Source organism: Paraburkholderia caffeinilytica (genome assembly GCF_046030355.1).
In the GTDB taxonomy this organism is placed as follows: domain Bacteria; phylum Pseudomonadota; class Gammaproteobacteria; order Burkholderiales; family Burkholderiaceae; genus Paraburkholderia; species Paraburkholderia caffeinilytica_B.
In genome coordinates, this window is record NZ_JAQQCQ010000023.1 from 19748 (window position 1) to 41087 (window position 21340).

Sequence of the window (21340 nt, forward strand, 5' to 3'; positions counted from 1 at the left end):
ACGCGCTATCTGGAGAATGGCAATGCAGAAGATCCTCGTCGCCCGTCCGATCTTTCCCGACGTGATCGAACGGCTCAAGCAGTATTTCGACGTCGACTGGCACCAGGGCGAGGTATTGCCCGCTGACGAGTTGACGCGCCGGCTCGCGGATAAAGACGGCGCCCTGACTGCGGGCGATCCGGTCGGTGCGGCGGCGCTCGCAGCGGCGCCGCGTCTGCGCGTGGTGTCGAACATGGCAGTGGGCTACAACAACTTCGATATGGCTGCGTTCAACGCGGCGAACGTTCTTGGCACGAATACGCCGGACGTGTTGAACGAATCGACCGCCGATTTCGGCTGGGCGTTGATGATGGCGGCGGCGCGCCGCATCGCCGAATCAGAGCACTGGCTGCGCGCGGGCAAATGGCAGAAATGGACCTATGACGGCTTTCTCGGCACCGACATTTACGGCTCGACGCTCGGCGTGATCGGCATGGGCCGGATCGGGCAGGCGCTGGCGCGTCGCGCGAAGGGCTTCAACATGCAGGTGATTTATCACAACCGTTCGCGCGTCGCGCCGGAGATCGAGGCGGAGTTGAACGCGGAATACGCGTCCAAGCAGGACCTGCTGCAACGCGCCGATCACGTGGTGCTCGTCTTGCCGTACACGAAGGAAAACCATCACACGATCGGCGCGGCCGAATTCGCGCTGATGAAGCCGACCGCAACGCTCACCAACATCGCACGCGGCGGCATTGTCGACGATGCGGCGCTGGTCGAGGCGCTGCGCACGAACCAGATCGCTGCCGCCGGTCTGGATGTCTACGAAGGCGAGCCGAATCTGAATCCGGCTCTGTTGACTGTGCCGAATGTCGTATTGACGCCGCATATCGCCAGCGCGACCGAAGCAACGCGCCGCGCCATGGCGAACCTCGCCGCGGACAATCTGATCGCGGCGTTAGGTGAAGGCCCGCGCGCCGGTCGACCGCCGAATCCGATCAACCCCGAGGTCATCGGCAAGGCGCGTTCATGACAATGATTCTGGTGGCGGCCGTCGCCGTGCTGGCGGTCGCCTTGGTCATCGCGCTGGCGTTGCTGATGCGCGGCAGCCGCGCTGACGGAAGCGAGCAGTTCGAAATGCTCAGCGAGCGGATCGACGTTGCGGCAGATGCGCAGTCGCATGCTTATGAGCGGCTCGAGCGGCAACTGCGCAATGACATCACCGAAACGGCGCGCGTCTCGCGTACCGAGCAGAGCGGTGGGTTCGCGCACTTTCAGCAAACGCTGGCGTCGCAATTCAGCAGTATGACGACGGTGCAGGGCGGCAAGATCGACGGTTTCGCGCAGCAGCTCGACGCGGTGCGTCATAGCCTGCAACAACAGGCGCAGCAGGCGCGCGATGAACAAGGGCGCACGCTCAAGCAGTTCGGCGAAACGCTGACCCTGCAGCTAGGCCAACTCACCGAGGCGAACGATCGCCGCTTTGCCGAAGTGCGTGCGACGATCGAGCAGCGGCTCAAAGACATCGAGGCGAACAACTCGACCAAGCTCGACGAGATGCGTCGCACCGTCGACGAAAAACTGCACGCCACGCTGGAACAACGTCTGGGCGAATCGTTCAAGCTGGTGTCCGACCGGCTGGAGCAGGTTCATCGCGGTCTTGGCGAAATGCAGACGCTGGCTGCGGGCGTTGGCGATCTGAAGAAGGTGCTGACCAACGTCAAAACGCGCGGCACGTGGGGCGAAGTGCAGCTCGAAGCATTGCTCGAACAACTGCTCACAGCGGATCAATACGCAAAGAACGTCGCGACGGTGCCGCGAAGCGCCGATCGCGTTGAATTCGCGATCAAACTGCCGGGCCGTGCGGAGCCTGGGGCGCCCGTCACGCCGGTCTGGTTGCCGATCGACGCCAAGTTTCCGCGCGAAGACTACGAGCGCCTCATCGAGGCTCAGGAACGGGCCGATCCCATTGCGGTGGAGGAGGCCTCCCGCGCGCTCGAAGCGCGGATTCGCGCCGAGGCGCGCACGATTGCTGAGAAATATGTGTCGCCGCCGCACACCACGGATTTCGCGCTGTTATTCCTGCCGACCGAAGGCCTGTACGCGGAAGTCCTGCGTCGGCCGGGCCTGACGGACCTGCTGCAACGCGACTACCGCGTGACGATTGCCGGCCCGACCACGCTGACTGCTTTGCTCAATAGCCTGCAAATGGGATTCCGCACGCTTGCGATCGAGAAGCGGTCGAGCGAGGTGTGGCAAGTGCTCGGCGCGGTGAAAACGGAGTTCGGCAAATTCGGCGACGTGCTGGCAAAGACCAAGGCACAGCTTGAAACCGTCACGCGTTCGATCGAAGCCGCGGAAACGCGTACCCGCGTCATGAACCGCAAGTTGCGTGACGTCGAGGCGTTGCCGGGTGAAGAGGCGAGTGGGTTGCTTGGCGACGCGCTAACGGGCGTGGATCCCGACGAGCAGTAGAACTGGCGCGGAGCGTTTGGGCTGAATCCCAGTAAAAGCCGCTGCGGCTTTGGCTCAGGAGCCAGCCGTTGCGGCCAACTGTTCCAGCGCATCGCCCGTCAGGCGCACGACACGCCAATCCGGCATGACCTGCGCGCCCAGCTTTTCATAGAAACGGATGGCCTGCTTGTTCCAGTCGAGCACGGTCCACTCAAAGCGTCCGCACTGCCGCTCGACTGCCAGTGCCGCCAGCCGGGCAAGCATTGCGGCGCCCAGACCGCTGCCGCGTTGACTCGGTTGCACGTAGACATCTTCGAGATACAGCCCGCGCTTGCCGGCGAAGCTCGAGTAATTGTGGAAGAACAGCGCATAGCCGACGATGCGTTCTTCGTTTTCCGCCACCAGCGCTTCGATCGAGGGCCGCGCGCCGAACAGGGCGTCGCGCAATCCGTCCTCGGTCGCGACGAATACGTGCGTGAGGCTTTCGAATTCGGCCAGCTCGTACGTCAGCGCAAAGATTGCGCCGGTATCCGCAGGCGTCGCGGCGCGGATCGTCGTGGCCATTACGCCTCTTCCGGCGCGTCGGTCAGCTGGATTTCGATGCCGCCAAAGCGCGACGCCACCCAGTTGTAGGCGTGGCACGCAATCCAGAGCAGGATGAAGCCGAGAATCGCGTTCAGCAGCAGCGCGCTGAATACGGTGCTCAGTTCGACCGAGCCATAGCGGATGAACGCCACCAGCACGCCGAGCAGCACGATCGGCACCGAGAACGTCAGATACACGAGGATAAGCGCTTTGGCCGTCTGTCCCGGTGCAATGAACGAGATCTGTTTTTTCATGTAAGTCAAACCCGTGTGTCGTAGTGGTAATGGGTAAAGCGGAAAATAAGGCGACAAATGAAGCTGCAAATGTGGCTGCCAGCGGGCGCGCAAGAAACTGCCACGAAAGCGTTCATTCAGTCAGGCGTCAGATGAGACCGTCGAACAACATGATATCGACGTGCTCGCCCTCGGCAATATCGGCTTCATCGTGCCCGAGAACGATGAAACAATTTGCTTCGCTCATCGAACTTAGCACGCCGGAGCTTTGCGAGCCGGTTGGCGTGACATGCCATTGGCCGTGCGTATCCTGCCCGGCGACGCCGCGCTGGTACTCGGTGCGGCCGGCGCGTTTGCGGATGATCTGACGGCTGGCGGCGCGCAAGACCGGCAGTGCCTGCGGCGTCGCGCCGGACATCAGCAGCAGCGCTTCGCGCACGATCTGGTAGAACGTCACCATCACGGCCACGGGATTGCCTGGCAAGCCGAAGAATAGCGCGGGCAGCCCGAGACCCGGGTGATCGCCGGACCAGACGCGGCCAAAAGCGAGCGGCCGGCCCGGACGCATGGCGAGGCTCCAGAAGGCGACGTCGCCGAACGTCTGCAGCAATTGCTTGGTGAAATCCGCCTCGCCGACCGAGACGCCGCCCGAGGTCAACACCACGTCGGCGCAGGCTGCGGCGCTGCGCAATGCAGCTTCGAGCGCTGCGGGTTCGTCGCGCACCACACCGAGATCGAGCGTATCCATGTTCAGGCGCCGGAGCATCGCAAACAGCGTGTAGCGATTGCTGTCGTACACCGAACCCGGGTCGAGCGGCTCGCCGAGCGAGCGCAATTCGTCGCCGGTGGAGAAAAACGCGACGCGCAAGCGCCGCCGCACATTGACTTCGCCAATGCCGAGCGAAGCCAGCAAACCGAGGTCCGACGCACGCATGATGCGGCCGGCGCGTAGCGCGGCATGGCCGCGGGCGAGGTCTTCGCCGGCGAGGCGGCGGTTGGCGCCGCCTCGCAACGCGTTAGCCGCAAAGCGGATCGAGGTGGAATCGGCGCTGCGCTCAACAAGCTCCTGCGGCACGACGGTGTCGCAGCCAGCCGGCATACAGGCGCCCGTCATGACGCGCACGCATTGCGTCGTGCCCACGTGACCCGGGAACGGATGCCCCGCCAGCGCTTTGCCGACGATCGTCAAATTGACCGCAGCCTCATTCGTTGCCAATGCCGCGCCGTTGAACGCGTAGCCGTCCATGGCGGAGTTGTCGTGCGAGGGGACGTCGATTGGTGAGACGAGGTCGGCCGCCAGCACGCGGCCCAGCGCATCCCGCAGGGGCACGCGTTCGACCGCCGTGACGGGCGTTGCCCATTGACGGACAATCGCCTGGGCGGCCGAAACAGGTAGCGCGTGTGGATCGTACTGCGCGACGCAGCGGGAAAATTCGTTAAGCGTGGTCATGAAGGGCTGGGCGTCGCGATCGGCGGCGGAAACGGCTGTTGCACCGTACGGCCGGAGCGGGATTTCAACCGGGGCCTCAACAGCGCTCGAGGTCGGCGAGTTCTTGTAACGAATTGATATTGTAAAACGCGCGCTCGTCGGTAAAGGCGACTTCGACCGTCTTGTGGCGCGCGTACCACGCGCGGACCTTGCGCTCGCCGGCGTCGAGAAAGGCGGCCAGGTCGTCTGCGAGACGGGTGCGCAGCAACGCGAACACGGGATGGAGCGAGACGTGGCCTGCCGCGTCGGTAGTCGTGACGGTGGCGATGTCGGCCTGATTCGAGTCGAGTGCCTGCGTGAGGCGGTCGGCGAGGTCGGCGGGCAGTCCGGGGGTGTCGCAAGGCGCGCTCAGCACGTACGCGGTGCCGGCCGCGCGCAGCCCGGCGAGCAGGCCCGCCAGCGGTCCGGGATAGCCGGGCAGGGTATCGGCGAGCACCTTGGCGCCGAACGGCGCGCCCAGTGCCGTGTAGACCTCGGGGTGACGATTGGCGCTGATCAACAGGGCGCCGGTTTGCGGTGCGAGCCGCTTCAGCACATGAGCGGCGAGCGGTTCGCCGTGCAGCGTTTGCAGACCCTTGTCGACACCGCCCATACGCATGCCGCGCCCGCCCGCGAGGACCAGACCGGTGATGTGTTCGCGTGTGGGGATCATGGGTTCGGCTGCTTAGCCGCCGATATACGACATTTCCACGCGGCGGGCGTCCTGCGCGCGAGGTGCGGCGGCATTGCTGCCGCGCAATTGCGAATAGCGGTCGCTGCGGCCTTGCCAGATTTCGGCAACAGCGGTGGCGAGCGCGGCGTCGTTCGCGCCGCTGCGCAGCAACGCGCGCAGATCGTGGCCGGACGACGCGAACAGGCACAGGTACAGCTTGCCCTCGGTCGATAGACGCGCGCGCGTACAACTGCCGCAAAACGCGCGTGTCACGCTCGAAATTACGCCGATTTCGCCGCTGCCATCTACGTAACCCCAGCGCTGGGCGGTTTCGGCTGCGCTGTGCGCTTCGAGTGGCATGAGCGGGAAATGTTCGGCGATGCGTGTCACGACGTCGGTGGAAGGCAGCACTTCGGTCATGTTCCATCCGTTCGACGTGCCCACGTCCATATACTCGATGAAGCGCAGCACCGCACTCGAGTCTTTGAAATGACGCGCCATCGGCAGGATTTCGCCGTCGTTGGTGCCGCGCTTGACGACCATATTGACTTTCACGGGCGCGAGCCCTGCCGCTTGCGCCGCGGCGATCCCGTCCAGCACGTCGGCAACCGCGAAGTCGGCGTCGTTCATACGGCGAAACAGGGTGTCGTCGAGCGCGTCGAGACTCACCGTCACGCGGGTCAGGCCGGCGTCTTTCAGGCTGCGCGCCTTGCGCGCCAGCAGCGAGCCGTTGGTGGTCAACGTCAGATCGAGTGGACGGCCTTCCGGCGTGGTGAGCCGTGCGAGGCGGTCGATCAGGAATTCCAGATTTTTGCGCAGCAGCGGCTCGCCACCCGTGAGACGGATTTTTTCGACGCCGTGTGCGACGAAGAGCCGTGCCAGCCGTTCGATTTCTTCGAAGCTGAGCAGTGCGCTATGCGGCAAGAATGCGTAATCCTTGTCGAACACCGCGCGTGGCATGCAGTAGACGCAGCGGAAATTGCAGCGATCCGTCACCGAGATGCGCAAATCGCGCAGCGGGCGTCCCAGCGTGTCGTGCAACGCGCCGCTAGGCGTCTGCACGGGGCCGGAGATGACCGGCACCGCGCTGAGATCGGCAACAGGGATGACGCGTCGGGACATGAATTGCTTCGTTTGATGCTTCGTTTCGGGCTGCTTAGGTGAGGCTTAAGCGCTGCGGTCGGCACAGCAGTCGGTCTCGCGATTGGCGCTGCGATTGGAACCCAGATCTTCATTCTAGCGGAAATGCATCCGGTGACTGTCGGCCTCCAGACGCCGTCCGGGTATACGGGGAGTGCCATAAAGCCCGCGATCGGGCGGGGGCGCGGCGTCCGTAAACACCGCTATAAAACAAAAAGCCCGCCGGGGAGGGCGGGCTTTTTGCATGGCGGCGGTTCGCTTACTGCGGGTGCTTACCGGTTTCCACCATTTGCATCGGCGCGGTTTCGACCGGCGGCAATGCCTTGCGCTCGCGACCCATGCGAACCGGCTTGGCTGCTTGCGCGGCAGCTTCTTGCGCGGCAGCTTCTTGCGCGGCCCGCAGCTTGTCGGCGTCGGTGTTCACCCAGACGAGACCGGCTTGTTCCAGCACCGGCTTCAGGGCTTCAGCCGACACACCGGTGTTACGCGGTGCTTGCGGCGCAGCGACGACGGGCGCCGGCTCGACGGCTGCCGGTTCGGCAACAGCTTCAACTGCCGGTGCGACCTCAGCAACGACCGGATGCGCTTCGAAGATATCGGCTTGCCGTGCCAACTGGGCGGCCGGTGCTTCGACCACTGCTGCCGGCGCCGCGGTTTCCACCGGGGCCGGTGCGGCTTGCGCTTCAACGACAGGCGCAATGGCCGGCGTTTCGACCCGCGCTTCGGCAGGAGCCTCTACGCGAGTTTCAACCGGAGCTTCAAAGCGAGCGACCGGTTCGACGAGCGAAACCGTCTCGCTGGCGGCCGGCGCAGCTTGCGCGGCTTCGACCGGCGCGGCAGCGGCTTGCGCCACCGGCGCTTCCACGGCTTGTTCGACCGCAACCGGCGCCACCGGCGCTTCTGCGACCGGCACAACGGTTTCCGTCTTCTCAGCCTTCTCGACGGCCAGAGCTGGCGTTTCGGTTGCAGCGTGCAATTCACTGACCACAACGGTTTCCGTCGCAACAGCAGCGACCACCACTTCCACCGGCTTGACAGCAGGCGCTTCGGTCACTTCAGCCTTGTGCTCGACCGGTTGATGCGCGGCGCGCACTGGTGCTTCATCGGCCACATTGGTGTTATCGCCTTCGCTTTCCGCAACATCCGCAGCGAGGTTGCCGTTGACGTCTTCTTCGCGCTCACGACGGCCACCACGGCGGCCGCGACGGCGACGACGGCGCTCTTCACCTTCACGCGCCACCGCTTCCTGATCGACCGGCATACCGTTTTCGCCCGCAGCGGCCTGGTTTTGCGCCAGTTCTTCCGCCGTTTGCGCGTCGTTCTGCGTCAGTGCCTCTGCCGCTTCCGGCTGCTGCTTGCGGCGTTCGCCACGTTCAGCGCGCTCGCCACGCTCACGGCGTTCGCCGCGTTCCTGGCGCTCGCCACGCTCGGCGCGCGGTGCACCCTCGACGGTTTCCGCACGGTCCGTACCGCGATTGTCGCGGTCACGGCTTTCGCGACCTTCACGCGGCTCACGAGCCTCGCGCGGTTCGCGGCCTTCACGGGCCTCACGCGGCTCACGGCCAGCACGCGGCTCGCGCGATTCCCGGGCTTCACGCGGTTCACGACCTTCGCGTGCCTCACGTCCTTCACGCGGTTCGCGTTCCTCGCGGCGCGACGGCTGCTGACCTTGAGCCTGACGGCCGCCGGTCGTGCCTTCGCTCCGGCCCGCTGCGTCGCGGCCACCTGCGCCGCCACGGCGATTGCGGTTGCGATCGCCGCCGCGTTCGCCGGTGCGCTCACCGCGCTCCGTGCGTTCGCCGCGTTGCGGACGCGCCTGCTTTTCGGTCGTAGCCGGTGCGACAGGCGCCGGTGCGGCCGGCTGCACGCCGAACAGATTCTTCAACCAGCTGATAAAGCCACCGCTGGCCGGCGTGACAGCCACCGGCACCGGCGTTGCCACCGGACGGACCGGCGCGCTCGGGGCCGGCTTCTCGGGCGTGATGCCCTTGACCGCGGCTTCCTGCTTCGGCTTCACCTCCTCGGCACGCTTGCTGTAACCGGTTTCCGATTCCAGTTCGCGGGCGGCTTCTTCGGCCATCTTCCACGAGGCACGCGGCTCGTCGAGGCGCGCATCGTCGTGACGCAGGCGCTCGAGCTTGTAATGCGGCGTGTCGAGGTGCTTGTTCGGGATCAGAACGACATTGACCTTGAAACGCGATTCGATCTTGTTGATTTCGGCGCGTTTTTCGTTCAACAGGAAGGCGGTCACTTCGACCGGCACCTGGCAATGGATCGCCGCGGTGTTTTCCTTCATCGCTTCTTCCTGAATGATCCGCAGCACTTGCAGCGCGGACGATTCGGTATCGCGGATGTGGCCCGTGCCGTTACAGCGCGGGCACGTCACGTGGCTGCCTTCCGACAAGGCCGGACGCAGACGCTGACGCGACAGTTCCATCAGGCCGAAGCGCGAGATTTTACCCATCTGGACGCGTGCACGGTCGTGCTTCAACGCGTCTTTCAGGCGCTGCTCGACTTCGCGCTGGCTCTTGGCCGATTCCATGTCGATGAAGTCGATCACGATCAGGCCGCCCAGGTCGCGCAGGCGCAACTGGCGGGCCACTTCGTCGGCGGCTTCGAGGTTGGTGCGTGCAGCCGTTTCCTCGATGTCCGCGCCCTTGGTGGCGCGCGCCGAGTTCACGTCGATGGCGACCAGCGCTTCCGTGTGGTCGATCACGATGGCGCCGCCCGAAGGCAGCGGTACCGTGCGCGAGTACGCGGTTTCGATCTGGTGTTCGATCTGGAAGCGCGAGAAGAGCGGCACGTCGTCGTGATACCGCTTCACCTTGCTGACATTGTCCGGCATCACGATATCCATGAAGGCGCGGGCCTGGTCATGGATTTCGGTGGTGTCGATCAGGATTTCGCCGATATCCGGCTGGAAATAGTCACGAATCGCGCGAATCACGAGGCTCGATTCGAGATAAATCAGCATCGGCTGACCGCTCGAACCGCTTTGCGACGCGGCTTCGATGGCGCGCCACAGTTGCATCAGGTAGTTCAGATCCCACTGCAGCTCTTCGGCGGAACGGCCAATACCGGCCGTGCGCGCGATGATGCTCATGCCTTCCGGCAATTGCAGCTGCGCCATGGTTTCGCGCAGTTCCTGGCGGTCGTCGCCTTCGATCCGGCGCGATACGCCGCCGCCGCGCGGGTTGTTCGGCATCAGAACCAGATACCGGCCGGCGAGAGAGATGAAAGTTGTGAGGGCCGCGCCCTTGTTGCCGCGTTCTTCCTTTTCGACCTGAACGATCAGTTCCTGACCTTCTTTCAGGGCGTCCTGGATGCGCGCGGAGCGCATGTCGACGCCGTCACGGAAATACTGGCGGGCGACTTCCTTGAACGGCAAAAAGCCGTGGCGGTCTTCGCCGTAGTTGACGAAGCAGGCTTCGAGCGACGGCTCGATGCGGGTGATGATGCCCTTGTAAATATTGCCTTTGCGCTGTTCGCGCCCGGCGGTTTCGATGTCGATATCGATGAGTTTTTGCCCATCGACGATGGCGACGCGCAGTTCTTCCTGCTGCGTCGCGTTGAACAACATTCGTTTCATTGAACGGCTCCAGGCGGCTTAGCTAGCCCTCAGCTGCGCGGTTGTCAGTCGCGAGAGCCATGAGGGCAGCGGCATGCCGCGCCTTATTGTGTTTTCACAAGCACGCTGGAGCGGGAAAAATGGCGGGAGAATTGCCTGAGAGGGCCCGGCCCCATAGAAAAATGGGCGCGGTGCCGCAGGGCACATGCGAACACGGCTTCAAATAACGACCCGACACGCCGCGGGTTCTGCCAGCAGACCTTCATAAGCCTTTCGTCCACTCGCGCCGGTGCGCCAACTGGGCGCGTGACCGGAGGGCCGGAGGCTGCGGTCATGCCGCAGCGGGAAGTTCGCGCAGTCGGCGCGTCTTTTCTCGCTGGGGGTGTCTCGCCTCATTTTGACGTCGCCATGTCTTGTATTTTCTACAAGACGCCTCGGGCGCACGCCGTATTTTCGCAACTCGCAGCTTCATACTGCAGGGCGTCAGACCGCCCGATACTGAAGCTGAAAGTTAAATTCTTTTTTACCAAAATTCCGTTACCGTCGAGGCTGACCTTGACCGAACGCGCCTGTGGGCGCCGTCCCTGCCGGGCACTGACCTCGTGCGTGCAACATGTTGCATCTCATTTTCAGGGTGAGCAACCAGACCCCGGCGCAAGTAAAATAACGGTTTATCGCTTGCGCCTGCGCAATCCGCCCGAATTCCGGACACTGCGCCGGCCGCCGCAGACTGCTGGGCAAATTATATTCATAATGAAAGAGTTAGGCAAAATATCCCAGAAATCGGTCGCAAGCGACCAGGTCTCGATGATCGAGATCGACGACAGTGCGGCCGGACAGCGCATTGATAACTTCCTGTTGCGCGTCTGTAAGGGCGTCCCGAAAAGCCATATTTACCGCATTCTGCGCAGCGGCGAAGTGCGCGTAAATAAGGGGCGGATAGATGCGCAGTACCGCCTCGAACTGGGCGATCTGGTGCGTGTGCCGCCCATTCGCGTCGCGCAGCCGAACGAGGCGATTGCCCAGGCGCCGGTGCCGAGCGCCGATTTCAAAATTATTTTTGAAGACGAGCACATGCTCGTGATCGACAAACCAGCCGGCGTGGCGGTTCACGGCGGCAGCGGCGTCGCGTTCGGCGTGATCGAACAGATGCGCGAAGCGCGGCCCCAGGCGAAATTCCTCGAATTGGTGCATCGGCTGGATCGCGAGACGTCCGGCATCCTGATGCTCGCCAAGAAGCGCTCCGCGCTGGTCAATCTGCACGAGCAGATTCGCGAGAACAAGATGGATAAGCGCTACTATGCGTGCGTTCACGGCGAATGGGCGAGCGACTGGGGGCGACGTCGCGCGGTCAAGGAACCGCTGCACAAGTATTTGACCACGGACGGCGAGCGGCGCGTGCGCGTTCAGGCCGACGGCCTCGCGTCGCACACGGTGTTCAATCTGATCGACCGCTGGCCGGAGTACGCGCTGCTCGAGGCGGAACTGAAGACCGGCCGCACGCATCAGATTCGCGTCCATTTGCAGCATCTGGAACTGCCGATCGTCGGCGATGCCAAATACGGCGACTTCGCGCTGAACAAGGCGCTGGCGCGCGCCAACGCCAAGCCAGGCCTGAAACGCATGTTCCTGCACGCATACCGCCTTAAGCTGACGCACCCGGCAACCGGCGCGCCCGTGCAGTTCGAGGCGCCGCTGCCGGCCGAATGCCGCAGTTTCGTGGCGCAGCTCAATGAATTACGTGAATCACGCAATGGGTCAAACCCGGAGACGACACCGCATGGCTAGAGAGCAATTTGATCTGATCGTCTTCGATTGGGACGGAACGCTGATGGATTCGACCGCGCACATTACGCGCAGTATCCAGTCGGCATGCCGCGATCTCGGTCTGCCCGTTCCCGCCGACGAAGCCGCTAGCTACGTGATCGGCCTCGGCTTGCGCGACGCGCTGCAAATCGCCGCGCCCACGCTCGATCCGGCCGATTACCCGCGTCTGGCGGAGCGTTATCGTTTCCACTATCTGGTGAAGGATCAGACCACCGAGCTGTTCGTCGGCGTGCGCGAGATGCTGCAGGAATTGCGCGATCAGGGTTATCTGCTGGCCGTGGCGACCGGCAAGAGCCGCGTCGGGCTGAACCGCGCGCTCGACCAGTCGCGTCTGACAAGCCTGTTCGACGGCACCCGTTGTGCGGACGAAACCTTCTCGAAGCCGCATCCCGCAATGCTGCACGAACTGACGCGTGAACTGGGGCAGGATCCAGCGCGGACGGTGATGGTGGGCGATACCACGCACGATCTGCAAATGGCGATCAATGCGGGTGTCGCGGGCATTGGTGTCACATACGGCGCGCATCCTGCTGGCTCGTTGACGGCTTTGTCGCCGAAATTCGTTGCTTCCAGCGTGAGCGTCCTGTCCGGCTGGCTGCGAGAAAACGCATGAGTACAGGTATGACCGAGGCGGTGGCGGACGCGGTTCGCATTTGCGCGTCCGAAGAACTGGTCGACGGCGGCGCGGGCGTGCGGCGCGCGGCCAGGTTCGGCGGTGGCGGCGTCGTGGTATTTTTTGTTCGCTATGATGGCCGTGCATACGGCTATTTGAATCGCTGCGCGCACGTGCCGATGGAGCTCGACTGGGCCGAAGGGCAGTTCTTCGAATCGTCCGGTTTATACTTGATGTGCGCCACACATGGTGCGATTTACGCGCCGGATACGGGCAAATGCGTCGGTGGCCCGTGCCGCGGCGGGCGCTTGCGTCCCGTCCAGGTTGATGAGCGGGACACGCCTGAAGGCCGCGCCGTGTTCTGGCTGCCGGACGGTGAACTGCGCCCGGCCACGCCCTGATTTTTCTCTTCTTCCATCTTTCCACTGCACCGCATGTCCGACAATTTGACTCCCGAACCGAAGGAACCGTCCCTGACAGGCCGCCCCCGCACGCCTGCCGATGAGCCGGGCTGGGAGCGCGCCGCGCTCGAGCGCATCGCGCTCGCGGCCATCACCGAGCAGCGCGCGGCACGCCGCTGGAAGATCTTCTTCCGGTTTGTGTTCCTGATCGTCTTGCTGCTGGCGGTATGGGGCGCGTTCGACTTCTCCGGCGACAAGGTGTCGACCACCGGCCGGCATACGGCTATGGTGACACTTGACGGTGAAATCTCCGCTGATACGAACGCGAACGCGGAAGATATCAACACTGCGCTGGAAAGTGCGTTCGACGATGCGGGTACGGCAGGCGTGATCCTGCGTTGTAACAGTCCGGGCGGTAGCCCGGTGCAGGCCGGCATTATCTACAACGAGATTCGCCGGCTGCGCGCCAAGTATCCGTCGATCCCGTTGTATGTCGTGGTCGGCGACATGTGCGCGTCGGGCGGCTACTACGCGGCTGCGGCGGCGGATAAGATTTACGTGGACAAGGCGAGCATCGTCGGTTCGATTGGCGTACTGATGGACAGTTTCGGCTTTACCGGCTTGATGGATAAGCTGGGGATCCAGCGCCGTCTGCACACTTCGGGTGAGAACAAGGGCTTTTTCGATCCGTTCTCGCCGGAAACGCCGAAGATGGACGAACATGCTCAGGACATGCTCGATCAGATCCACGCGCAGTTCATCGACGCCGTACGTGAAGGCCGCGGCAAGCGTCTGCATGAAACGCCGGATATGTTCTCGGGACTTTTCTGGACGGGGCAGAAGAGCGTCGAACTGGGGCTTGCCGATGGTTTCGGCGACGCGGATTACGTCGCACGCGACCTCTTCAAGGCGCCGGATATCGTCGACTACACGGTCAAAGAGAGCATTACGGATCGCGTAGCGCGCAAGTTCGGTGCGGCGGTTGGCAGCGGCGCCGTTCATGCGATGGCGCTTGGCGGGAAGATGAGTTTGCGGTGATTCAACACGGAAAAGCCCCGTGCGATCGAGCGCTGATCGTGCGGGGTTTTTTTGTTTTTTAAGCGTTAGTTGTAACGGGATGATTGGCGGGCTGACAGGCTTGAGCTACTGCCGCAGCCGCAGCCGCAGCCGCAGCCGCAGCCGCAGCCGCAGCCGCAGCCGCAGCCGCAGCCGCAGCCACAGCCACAGCCACAGCCACAGCCACAGACGCAATCAGACTGCGAGGATCAGAAAAATTGCCGGCCGCTTGTGCAGATCGATCGCTGGTTTCTTCTTCCAGTCAGCCACGGTGCGACTCACGATGGTTTCCGTTTCCAACGTCAGGTCGACCGCAACGCAGACCAGCGTGGACGGCGCGCACGTCGCCAGCAAAGTATCGAGCAGCGGCTTATTCCGATAGGGCGTCTCGATAAATATTTGCGTTTGCTTACCCTTGCGCGACTGCTGCTCCAGATCGCGCAGGCGCTTGGCCCGCTCGGTGGCGTCGACCGGCAGATAGCCGTGAAACGCGAAGCTCTGGCCATTCAGGCCGGATGCCATCAACGCCAGCAGAATCGAACTCGGCCCGACAAACGGGACGACCTTCACGCCGCGTTCATGCGCGCGACGCACCAGCAGCGCGCCCGGATCGGCGACCGCCGGGCAGCCGGCCTCCGACACCAAGCCGGCATCCGTCCCTGCCAGCAAAGGCGCGAGCAGCTTATCGATTTCGCCGGCTGGCGTATTGACATTCAATTCGCGAATCTCGATTTCCTGGATCGGCCGTTCGGTGCCCACTTTCTTTAGGAAAGCGCGGGTGGTTTTCGCGTTTTCGCCAATGTAATAGTTGAGCGACGCCGCGCGGGCGCGTACTGGCGCGGGCAAGACGGCGTCGAGGGCTTCGGTATTGCCTTCGCCGAGTGTGTTCGGGATCAGATATAAGGTGCCGCTCATTGCGCCCCCAGGAGTGGATAGTCCGCTGCGAGCAGCATGCGTGAGAGTGCGATCAACGGCAGGCCAACCAGTGCGGTCGGGTCGTCCGAGTGAATGGCTTCGAGCAGCGCGATGCCGAGACCTTCGGATTTGGCGCTGCCCGCGACGTCGTAGGGCGTTTCGGTGCGCAGATAGGCGTCCAGTGCAGCGTCCGGCAGGTCACGAAATTGCACGCGGGTGACGACGTCTACGGCTTGCGCCGCTTCCGTGCGGCTGTCGAACAGGCACAGTGCACTATGAAACAGCACTTCGCGGCCGCGCATTGCCTGCAACTGCGCGAGTGCCTTGTCGTGCGTGCCCGGCTTGCCGATCTGCAGGCCGTCATAGGTGGCGACCTGATCCGAGCCGATGACGAGGGCGGCTTCACCGGCGTCCAGGTGGTCTGCTACCGCTCGGGCTTTTGCCTCGGCGAGGCGCAGGGCCGTTACTTCGGGCGTTTCGCCGGCGAGCGGCGTTTCGTCGATCGCCGGCACGACGACATCGAACGGAATGCGCAGGCGCTCGAGCAACTCGCGACGATAGGGTGAACTCGACGCCAGAATCAGGCGTGGCGGGCGGTTGAGGGAATCTGGCATGTGCAACCAACGGCTAGAGAGACGGGTCGTACGAGGGTGTGCGGGTATCGCACGTGTACGGGCTTAAGTGTTTGACTCGAAAAGACAAAACGGATATGATTTCGGGCTTTTCATCGGTATGCTATTGCATAGGCGGGCCACTGTCTGGACAATACTGGGCTGGCAACGCAGCGCAGCGCATGAGTTCCGCGGACTGCTTGCAAACCGAATTACCGAATTACCCCCGGCGAAATCCTTGCCGACGCAGGAGCGCACATGACTCAACATCCTGGCAACCCTGCTGGTCTGTCCGACCCGCACGATATCGATCTGTTCGAATTTGCGCGGAGTGGGCGTCAGGCCGCGGGTGTCGTGCGCGTCTCGCAACTGCCGCGCATGTTAAACGAAGTCCCGGCAGAAGCGCCAGACCGCGATACCGCGTTCACCTGGCAAGCCGAAGGGACGACGCAACCGGAATTGCAGGACGACGGCACCGAGGGTTCGCAGCCTTATTTGAGGCTCGCGATTCACGGTGCGGCATGGCTTGAATGTCAGCGGTGCATGACGCCGTATTTGCAGGCGTTCAATGTCGATGCAACTTACCGTATCGTCAACACTGAGGCGGAAGCCGAAGAGTTTCCGCTCGACGAGGATGAAGTCGAAGTGATCGTGGGCTCGCGCCAGTTCGATCTCATCGACTTGATCGAAGAAGAGTTGCTGCTTTCCTTGCCGCTCGTGCCCAAGCACGAGGTGTGTCCCAAAGTGCACGAGAGCCTCGTCTCTGGTGTGGCAGGTGCAGAAGGCGAGGGCGACGAGGCCGCGCCGGACGAAGCTGATGAGGGTGAAGAGCCCAAACGGCCCAATCCGTTTGCGGCGCTCGAAAGTCTCAAGCGCGGTGAGCCGGGCGACAAGAAGCATTGAACAGTTGCATGGGAGCGCGATGCGGGCGCATTGGCCATTCGGCCAATGGCGGACACCGGGTCGGGCTGTGTTAGAATTCGGAAAATTTTTAGGAGTTAGTCATGGCAGTTCAACAAAATAAGAAGTCGCCGTCGAAGCGCGGCATGCACCGTTCGCACGATTTCCTGACGGCAGCGCCGCTGGCCGTGGAACCGAGCACGGGCGAAGTGCATCTGCGTCACCACGTTAGCCCGAACGGCTACTATCGCGGCAAGAAAGTCGTCAAGACGAAAAACGACTAATCGTTTCACTGCGTTGCGCCCCTTGGCGTTTCGCGTGGCGATCGGCTCGCTTGACATTTTCCCGGCTCGGCAAAAAGGCGGCATTCAACTGCCGCTTTTTTGTGTCGATCGCAGTTGGCGCCCTGGCGCTTGCGGCGGTCCCATGCAGGGCGCCTGAAATTCGTCGCACTCCATGACAGTAAAGCTCACGATAGATTGCATGGGAGGCGACCACGGCCCGTCCGTGACCGTTCCCGCGGCCGTCAACTTCGTTCGTTCGCATCCTGATGCCGAGCTGCTGCTCGTCGGCATTGAAAGTGCGATTCGTGCGCAGCTGAAGAAGCTGAAGGCTCAGGACCTGCCGGCGCTGACCGTCGTGCCCGCTTCCGAGATCGTCGCCATGGACGATCCGGTCGAGGTCGCGCTGCGCAAGAAAAAAGACTCATCCATGCGCGTAGCGCTGAATCGCGTCAAGGAATGCGAGGCGCAAGCCTGCATTTCCGCCGGCAATACCGGCGCGCTGATGGCGGTCTCGCGTTATGTGCTGAAGACGCTGCCGGGCATCGAACGCCCGGCGATCGCGTCCGCACTGCCCAATCCCACTGGCTATACGATGATGCTCGACCTGGGCGCCAACGTCGATTGCGAGCCGCAGCATCTGCTGCAGTTCGCGGAGATGGGGCACGCGCTCGTGTCCGCGCTCGAAGGCCGCGAGCGGCCCACCATCGGGTTGCTCAACATCGGCGAAGAAGTCATCAAGGGCAACGACACGATCAAGCGTGCCGGCGAACTGCTGCGCGCGAGTACACTTAACTTTCACGGCAACGTTGAAGGCAACGACATCTTCAAGGGCACGGTCGATGTGATCGTCTGCGACGGTTTTGTCGGCAATGTCGCGCTGAAAACGTCGGAAGGCCTCGCGCAGATGCTTTCCAACATCATCAAGGAAGAGTTCGGCCGCTCGTGGCTCACCAAGGTGATGGCGGTGCTCGCCCTGCCGGTATTGATGCGTTTCAAGAAACGCGTCGATCATCGGCAATACAATGGCGCTGCGCTGCTGGGCCTGCGTGGGCTGGTGATCAAGAGCCACGGCTCGGCGGATGCCTACGCGTTTGAGTGGGCTATCAAACGCGGGTATGATGCCGTCAAAAACGGCGTGCTGGAACGCCTTGCGCGAGCAATGGAAGAGAATGCGGGTTCTCTCGAACACGCGGCGCGCGACGCGAGCGGTGCGGGTCACGCAAGCCCGATCGCAGGCCAGCCGGCCGAGCCCTACGCTGCGCAATCCTCGAAGGCATAATGGCTCAATCGACAATTTATTCCCGCGTGCTCGGCACCGGCAGCTACCTGCCGCCCGGGCGCGTCACCAATCAGGATCTGGCCGAACGTCTCGCCAAGCAAGGTGTCGAGACGAGCGACGAATGGATCGTTGCCCGCACGGGCATCCATGCGCGCCACTTCGCTGAACCCGATGTCACGACCAGCGATCTGGCGCTGATCGCTGCGCAGCGTGCGATCGAAGCGGCCGATATCGATCCGCAATCCATCGATCTGATCATCGTTGCAACCTCCACGCCTGACTTCGTGTTTCCGAGTACGGCGTGCCTGTTGCAGAACAAGCTCGGCATCAAGAACCACGGCGCGGCATTCGACGTGCAAGCCGTCTGTTCGGGCTTCGCTTATGCGGTGGCCACGGCGGACAGCTTCATTCGCAGCGGCCAGCATCGTACGGCGCTTGTGATCGGTGCGGAAACCTTCTCGCGCATTCTCGATTTCAAGGACCGCACCACGTGCGTGCTGTTCGGCGACGGCGCGGGCGCGGTCATTCTGCGGGCGTCCGAAGAACCGGGTGTGCTGGCGAGCGCTTTGCATGCCGACGGCAGCCATTCGAACATTCTCTGTACGCCGGGCAACGTGAACGGCGGCGTGATCGAGGGCAGCGCGTTCCTGCACATGGACGGGCAGGCCGTGTTCAAGCTCGCGGTCAATGTGCTCGAAAAAGTCGCCGTTGAGGCACTCGCAAAAGCGAATCTGTCGGCCGACCAGATCGACTGGCTTATTCCGCATCAGGCCAATATCCGCATCATGCAAAGCACCTGCCGTAAGCTCGGCTTGCCGCAGGAACGCATGGTCGTCACGGTGGGCGAGCACGGCAATACGTCGGCTGCGTCCATTCCGCTCGCATTCGACGTCGCGGTGCGCGACGGCCGCATCAAGCGCGGCCAGAACGTGCTGATCGAAGGCGTCGGCGGCGGTTTCACCTGGGGCGCGTCGGTTATCCGCTACTGATAGCGGCGACGTGGTGGCGAGCGCTCTTTGCGGCGCTCGGCTACGCTTGAGCGCGCTCGCCATCAACCGGGCGCGCCACCCACATCTGACAACATCGATTTTGGGGACGATATGAAATTTGCGTTCGTTTTTCCTGGGCAGGGCTCGCAGTCGGTCGGCATGCTCAATGCATTCGCCGATCACGCGGTCGTGCGTGAGACGGTTCAGGAAGCCTCTGATGCGCTCAATCAGGACCTCGGCAAACTGATCGCCGAAGGCCCCGTCGAAGATCTGAACCTCACCACCAATACCCAGCCGGTCATGCTGACCGCCGCGTACGCGATTTATCGCGCGTGGCAGCAGGCGGGTGGTCCGAAGCCGGCTATCGTCGCCGGCCATAGCCTCGGCGAATACACCGCGCTGGTCGCGGCGGGTGCGATCGCGTTTCGCGATGCTGTGCCGCTCGTGCGTTTTCGCGCGCAAGCCATGCAAACGGCTGTGCCGGTCGGCGTAGGCGGCATGGCCGCGATTCTCGGCCTCGATGACGATACGGTGCGCGCGGTTTGCGCCGAAGCGTCGGTCGCGGGTGTCGTCGAAGCGGTGAATTTCAACGCGCCGGCGCAAGTCGTGATCGCCGGTCACAAGGCCGCTGTCGAAAAGGCTTGCGAAGTTGCGAAGGCGAAGGGCGCAAAGCGTGCGTTGCCGCTGCCGGTGTCGGCGCCGTTCCACTCGTCGCTGTTGAAGCCTGCGTCGGATCAATTGCGCGAGTATCTGGCGAGCATTGACGTGCAGGTGCCGTCGCTTCCGGTGATCAACAACGTCGACGTCGCAGTGGTCAACGAGCCGGCCAGGATCAAGGACGCACTGGTGCGTCAGGCCGCAGGGCCGGTGCGCTGGGTCGAAAGCGTGCAGGCAATGGCGGCGCAAGGCGTCACGCATGTGATCGAATGCGGTCCCGGCAAGGTCCTCTCGGGTTTGACGAAGCGTATCGACGGCAATCTGATCGGCGCCTCGGTGTTCGATCCGGCTTCGCTCGAAGAAACGCTCAAGCTGGTGACGGCAGGCTGAACGCCGCTTCATGGGGCGCAAGCAGGCCGCAAGCGCGACATCAGGAATCAATCAGCCCTCCGAAGGGCATCCGGACTGACAGATGGAACAGACTCTCGACAAGCAAATCGCAATCGTGACGGGCGCGTCCCGCGGCATTGGCCGTGCAATCGCGCTGGAGCTGGCGCGCCAGGGCGCGACAGTGATCGGCACGGCGACCAGCGAAAGCGGCGCGGCTGCGATCAGCGAAGCCTTTAACGCGGCGGGCGTAAGCGGCCGCGGCGCGGTGCTCAACGTCAACGACGCTGCCGCAGCCGAAGCGCTGATCGACGGCACCGTGAAGGAATTCGGCGCACTGCACGTGCTGGTGAACAACGCCGGCATCACGCAAGACCAGCTCGCGATGCGCATGAAGGACGACGACTGGGACGCGGTGATCGACACCAATCTCAGGTCGGTCTTCCGTCTGTCGCGGGCCGTGTTGCGTCCGATGATGAAGGCGAAGGGCGGCCGTATCATCAACATCACGTCGGTGGTCGGCTCGGCCGGCAACCCGGGGCAGGTCAACTATGCAGCCGCGAAAGCGGGCGTAGCAGGCATGACGCGCGCACTTGCGCGCGAGATCGGCAGCCGCGGCATTACCGTCAATTGCGTCGCGCCGGGCTTCATCGATACCGACATGACCAAAACCCTGCCGGAAGAACAGCAAACCGCGCTGAAGACGCAGATTCCGCTCGGCCGCCTTGGCAGCCCGGACGATATCGCGCACGCCGTGGCCTTCCTCGCGTCGCCGCAAGCGGGCTATATCACCGGCACGACATTGCATGTGAACGGCGGAATGTACATGTCGTAACCAATTTCGGTTACTATCCGCGCCTTGATGCGTTTGCAAAAGCGTAAGGCGCATGCCTTGACAGGAACCCGATGCGCCGCTTTTTTGCCGGGTCAAACCTGATAAAATGCGCGCACCTGTATTTTTGAACTTCTTTTCCCTTGGAGGGGTAATGGACAATATCGAACAGCGCGTCAAGAAGATCGTCGCAGAACAACTGGGCGTTGCAGAAGCTGAGATCAAGAACGAAGCTTCGTTCGTGAACGACCTCGGCGCCGATTCGCTCGACACCGTTGAACTCGTGATGGCCCTCGAAGACGAATTCGGCATGGAAATTCCGGATGAAGAAGCCGAGAAGATCACCACCGTTCAGCAAGCGATCGACTACGCGCGCGCGAACGTCAAGGCCTAAAGTCATTCGCGCCTGCGTTTCTGCGTTGGCGGCGTATGACGCCCTGCCGTGTCGGTTTCCGACGCCAGCAGGGCTGGCGCTTTTTGCCGTGCAGG

21 protein-coding genes are annotated in these 21340 nt (G+C 63.0%); 13 read left to right on the forward strand and 8 right to left on the reverse strand.

Features of this window, described 5'->3' with window-relative positions; translation table 11 throughout:
- Positions 1-22 precede the first annotated feature (22 nt).
- Both PQQ95_RS28280 and PQQ95_RS28285 read left to right on the forward strand, forming a co-directional pair.
- Positions 23-1012, forward strand: coding sequence for a 2-hydroxyacid dehydrogenase (locus PQQ95_RS28280; protein WP_408443482.1), 990 nt, complete (start codon positions 23-25; stop codon positions 1010-1012).
- Positions 1009-2454, forward strand: coding sequence for a DNA recombination protein RmuC (locus PQQ95_RS28285; RefSeq protein ID WP_408443485.1), 1446 nt, complete (start codon positions 1009-1011; stop codon positions 2452-2454). Before PQQ95_RS28280 ends, PQQ95_RS28285 begins: the two co-directional genes overlap by 4 nt.
- Before the next feature lie 54 nt (positions 2455-2508).
- Here the strand turns inward: PQQ95_RS28285 and PQQ95_RS28290 are convergent, their stop codons facing one another.
- From PQQ95_RS28290 to PQQ95_RS28315, 6 genes are all read right to left on the reverse strand, one after another.
- Positions 2509-2997, reverse strand: coding sequence for a GNAT family N-acetyltransferase (locus PQQ95_RS28290; RefSeq protein WP_408443488.1), 489 nt, complete (start codon positions 2995-2997; stop codon positions 2509-2511).
- A complete protein-coding gene (locus tag PQQ95_RS28295; RefSeq protein ID WP_054036190.1) occupies positions 2997-3272 on the reverse strand; it encodes a hypothetical protein in 276 nt (91 codons plus the stop codon). The genes PQQ95_RS28290 and PQQ95_RS28295 overlap by 1 nt, the downstream gene beginning before the upstream one ends.
- Before the next feature lie 127 nt (positions 3273-3399).
- Positions 3400-4701, reverse strand: a complete 1302-nt coding sequence (gene moeA / locus PQQ95_RS28300) for a molybdopterin molybdotransferase MoeA (RefSeq protein WP_408443490.1) — start codon at positions 4699-4701, stop codon at positions 3400-3402.
- 76 nt (positions 4702-4777) lie between these two features.
- The gene (gene mobA / locus PQQ95_RS28305) at positions 4778-5392 is read right to left on the reverse strand and encodes a molybdenum cofactor guanylyltransferase MobA (RefSeq protein WP_408443493.1); all 615 of its coding nucleotides are present in this window, start codon (positions 5390-5392) and stop codon (positions 4778-4780) included.
- Positions 5393-5404: 12 nt separating this feature from the next.
- Entirely contained in the window at positions 5405-6514 is a 1110-nt protein-coding gene (gene moaA, locus PQQ95_RS28310) for a GTP 3',8-cyclase MoaA (RefSeq protein WP_408443495.1), read from the reverse strand.
- Between the two features lie 277 nt (positions 6515-6791).
- The gene (locus tag PQQ95_RS28315; RefSeq protein ID WP_408443496.1) at positions 6792-10121 is read right to left on the reverse strand and encodes an Rne/Rng family ribonuclease; all 3330 of its coding nucleotides are present in this window, start codon (positions 10119-10121) and stop codon (positions 6792-6794) included.
- A 732-nt stretch (positions 10122-10853) separates the two neighbouring features.
- Here PQQ95_RS28315 and PQQ95_RS28320 point away from each other — a divergent pair.
- Genes PQQ95_RS28320 through PQQ95_RS28335 form a run of 4 tightly spaced genes read left to right on the forward strand, consistent with a single transcriptional unit; the run spans position 10854 to position 13979 of the window.
- Positions 10854-11888: an RluA family pseudouridine synthase gene (locus PQQ95_RS28320; RefSeq protein WP_408443499.1), complete on the forward strand. Its 1035-nt coding sequence runs from the start codon at positions 10854-10856 to the stop codon at positions 11886-11888.
- Complete coding sequence (locus PQQ95_RS28325) at positions 11881-12540, forward strand: HAD-IIIA family hydrolase (protein ID WP_097390028.1); 660 nt, start codon at positions 11881-11883, stop codon at positions 12538-12540. Before PQQ95_RS28320 ends, PQQ95_RS28325 begins: the two co-directional genes overlap by 8 nt.
- The gene (locus PQQ95_RS28330) at positions 12537-12941 is read left to right on the forward strand and encodes a Rieske (2Fe-2S) protein (protein WP_408443502.1); all 405 of its coding nucleotides are present in this window, start codon (positions 12537-12539) and stop codon (positions 12939-12941) included. The genes PQQ95_RS28325 and PQQ95_RS28330 overlap by 4 nt, the downstream gene beginning before the upstream one ends.
- A 33-nt stretch (positions 12942-12974) precedes the next feature.
- Positions 12975-13979 (forward strand): S49 family peptidase, encoded by a 1005-nt coding sequence (locus tag PQQ95_RS28335; RefSeq protein WP_408403764.1) that lies wholly within the window; start codon positions 12975-12977, stop codon positions 13977-13979.
- Positions 13980-14192: 213 nt separating this feature from the next.
- On the opposite strand, the gene PQQ95_RS28340 is transcribed toward PQQ95_RS28335, so the two are convergent.
- Entirely contained in the window at positions 14193-14912 is a 720-nt protein-coding gene (locus tag PQQ95_RS28340; protein ID WP_408443506.1) for an SAM-dependent methyltransferase, read from the reverse strand.
- Entirely contained in the window at positions 14909-15526 is a 618-nt protein-coding gene (locus PQQ95_RS28345; RefSeq protein ID WP_408443509.1) for a Maf-like protein, read from the reverse strand. The genes PQQ95_RS28340 and PQQ95_RS28345 overlap by 4 nt, the downstream gene beginning before the upstream one ends.
- Before the next feature lie 255 nt (positions 15527-15781).
- On the opposite strand from PQQ95_RS28345, the gene PQQ95_RS28350 reads away from it, so the two are divergent.
- The 7 genes from PQQ95_RS28350 (at position 15782) to acpP (ending at position 21245) form a co-directional block, all read left to right on the forward strand.
- Entirely contained in the window at positions 15782-16426 is a 645-nt protein-coding gene (locus tag PQQ95_RS28350) for a DUF177 domain-containing protein (RefSeq protein ID WP_408443511.1), read from the forward strand.
- Between the two features lie 101 nt (positions 16427-16527).
- Positions 16528-16707, forward strand: coding sequence for a 50S ribosomal protein L32 (gene rpmF / locus PQQ95_RS28355; RefSeq protein ID WP_006051932.1), 180 nt, complete (start codon positions 16528-16530; stop codon positions 16705-16707).
- A gap of 172 nt (positions 16708-16879) precedes the next feature.
- Complete coding sequence (plsX, locus tag PQQ95_RS28360; protein WP_408443514.1) at positions 16880-17986, forward strand: phosphate acyltransferase PlsX; 1107 nt, start codon at positions 16880-16882, stop codon at positions 17984-17986.
- Positions 17986-18975, forward strand: coding sequence for a beta-ketoacyl-ACP synthase III (locus tag PQQ95_RS28365; RefSeq protein ID WP_408443516.1), 990 nt, complete (start codon positions 17986-17988; stop codon positions 18973-18975). Before plsX ends, PQQ95_RS28365 begins: the two co-directional genes overlap by 1 nt.
- A gap of 111 nt (positions 18976-19086) precedes the next feature.
- Entirely contained in the window at positions 19087-20022 is a 936-nt protein-coding gene (gene fabD, locus PQQ95_RS28370; RefSeq protein WP_408443519.1) for an ACP S-malonyltransferase, read from the forward strand.
- 82 nt (positions 20023-20104) lie between these two features.
- Entirely contained in the window at positions 20105-20854 is a 750-nt protein-coding gene (fabG, locus tag PQQ95_RS28375; RefSeq protein WP_408443520.1) for a 3-oxoacyl-ACP reductase FabG, read from the forward strand.
- A 151-nt stretch (positions 20855-21005) separates the two neighbouring features.
- Positions 21006-21245, forward strand: coding sequence for an acyl carrier protein (acpP, locus tag PQQ95_RS28380; RefSeq protein WP_004197638.1), 240 nt, complete (start codon positions 21006-21008; stop codon positions 21243-21245).
- The last annotated feature ends 95 nt before the right edge of the window (positions 21246-21340 follow it).

Bases quoted from the DNA above. Each gene is read 5' to 3' on its own strand.
- moeA (WP_408443490.1), bottom strand. From the start codon at position 4,701: ATGACCACGCTTAACGAATTTTCCCGCTGCGTCGCGCAGTACGATCCA.
- fabD (WP_408443519.1), top strand. From the start codon at position 19,087: ATGAAATTTGCGTTCGTTTTTCCTGGGCAGGGCTCGCAGTCGGTCGGC.
- PQQ95_RS28340 (WP_408443506.1), bottom strand. From the start codon at position 14,912: ATGAGCGGCACCTTATATCTGATCCCGAACACACTCGGCGAAGGCAAT.
- PQQ95_RS28365 (WP_408443516.1), top strand. From the start codon at position 17,986: ATGGCTCAATCGACAATTTATTCCCGCGTGCTCGGCACCGGCAGCTAC.
- PQQ95_RS28330 (WP_408443502.1), top strand. From the start codon at position 12,537: ATGAGTACAGGTATGACCGAGGCGGTGGCGGACGCGGTTCGCATTTGC.
- PQQ95_RS28325 (WP_097390028.1), top strand. From the start codon at position 11,881: ATGGCTAGAGAGCAATTTGATCTGATCGTCTTCGATTGGGACGGAACG.
- rpmF (WP_006051932.1), top strand. From the start codon at position 16,528: ATGGCAGTTCAACAAAATAAGAAGTCGCCGTCGAAGCGCGGCATGCAC.
- mobA (WP_408443493.1), bottom strand. From the start codon at position 5,392: ATGATCCCCACACGCGAACACATCACCGGTCTGGTCCTCGCGGGCGGG.
- PQQ95_RS28295 (WP_054036190.1), bottom strand. From the start codon at position 3,272: ATGAAAAAACAGATCTCGTTCATTGCACCGGGACAGACGGCCAAAGCG.
- PQQ95_RS28280 (WP_408443482.1), top strand. From the start codon at position 23: ATGCAGAAGATCCTCGTCGCCCGTCCGATCTTTCCCGACGTGATCGAA.
- fabG (WP_408443520.1), top strand. From the start codon at position 20,105: ATGGAACAGACTCTCGACAAGCAAATCGCAATCGTGACGGGCGCGTCC.
- PQQ95_RS28290 (WP_408443488.1), bottom strand. From the start codon at position 2,997: ATGGCCACGACGATCCGCGCCGCGACGCCTGCGGATACCGGCGCAATC.
- PQQ95_RS28350 (WP_408443511.1), top strand. From the start codon at position 15,782: ATGACTCAACATCCTGGCAACCCTGCTGGTCTGTCCGACCCGCACGAT.
- PQQ95_RS28285 (WP_408443485.1), top strand. From the start codon at position 1,009: ATGACAATGATTCTGGTGGCGGCCGTCGCCGTGCTGGCGGTCGCCTTG.
- PQQ95_RS28315 (WP_408443496.1), bottom strand. From the start codon at position 10,121: ATGAAACGAATGTTGTTCAACGCGACGCAGCAGGAAGAACTGCGCGTC.
- PQQ95_RS28320 (WP_408443499.1), top strand. From the start codon at position 10,854: ATGAAAGAGTTAGGCAAAATATCCCAGAAATCGGTCGCAAGCGACCAG.
- acpP (WP_004197638.1), top strand. From the start codon at position 21,006: ATGGACAATATCGAACAGCGCGTCAAGAAGATCGTCGCAGAACAACTG.
- PQQ95_RS28345 (WP_408443509.1), bottom strand. From the start codon at position 15,526: ATGCCAGATTCCCTCAACCGCCCGCCACGCCTGATTCTGGCGTCGAGT.
- plsX (WP_408443514.1), top strand. From the start codon at position 16,880: ATGACAGTAAAGCTCACGATAGATTGCATGGGAGGCGACCACGGCCCG.
- moaA (WP_408443495.1), bottom strand. From the start codon at position 6,514: ATGTCCCGACGCGTCATCCCTGTTGCCGATCTCAGCGCGGTGCCGGTC.
- PQQ95_RS28335 (WP_408403764.1), top strand. From the start codon at position 12,975: ATGTCCGACAATTTGACTCCCGAACCGAAGGAACCGTCCCTGACAGGC.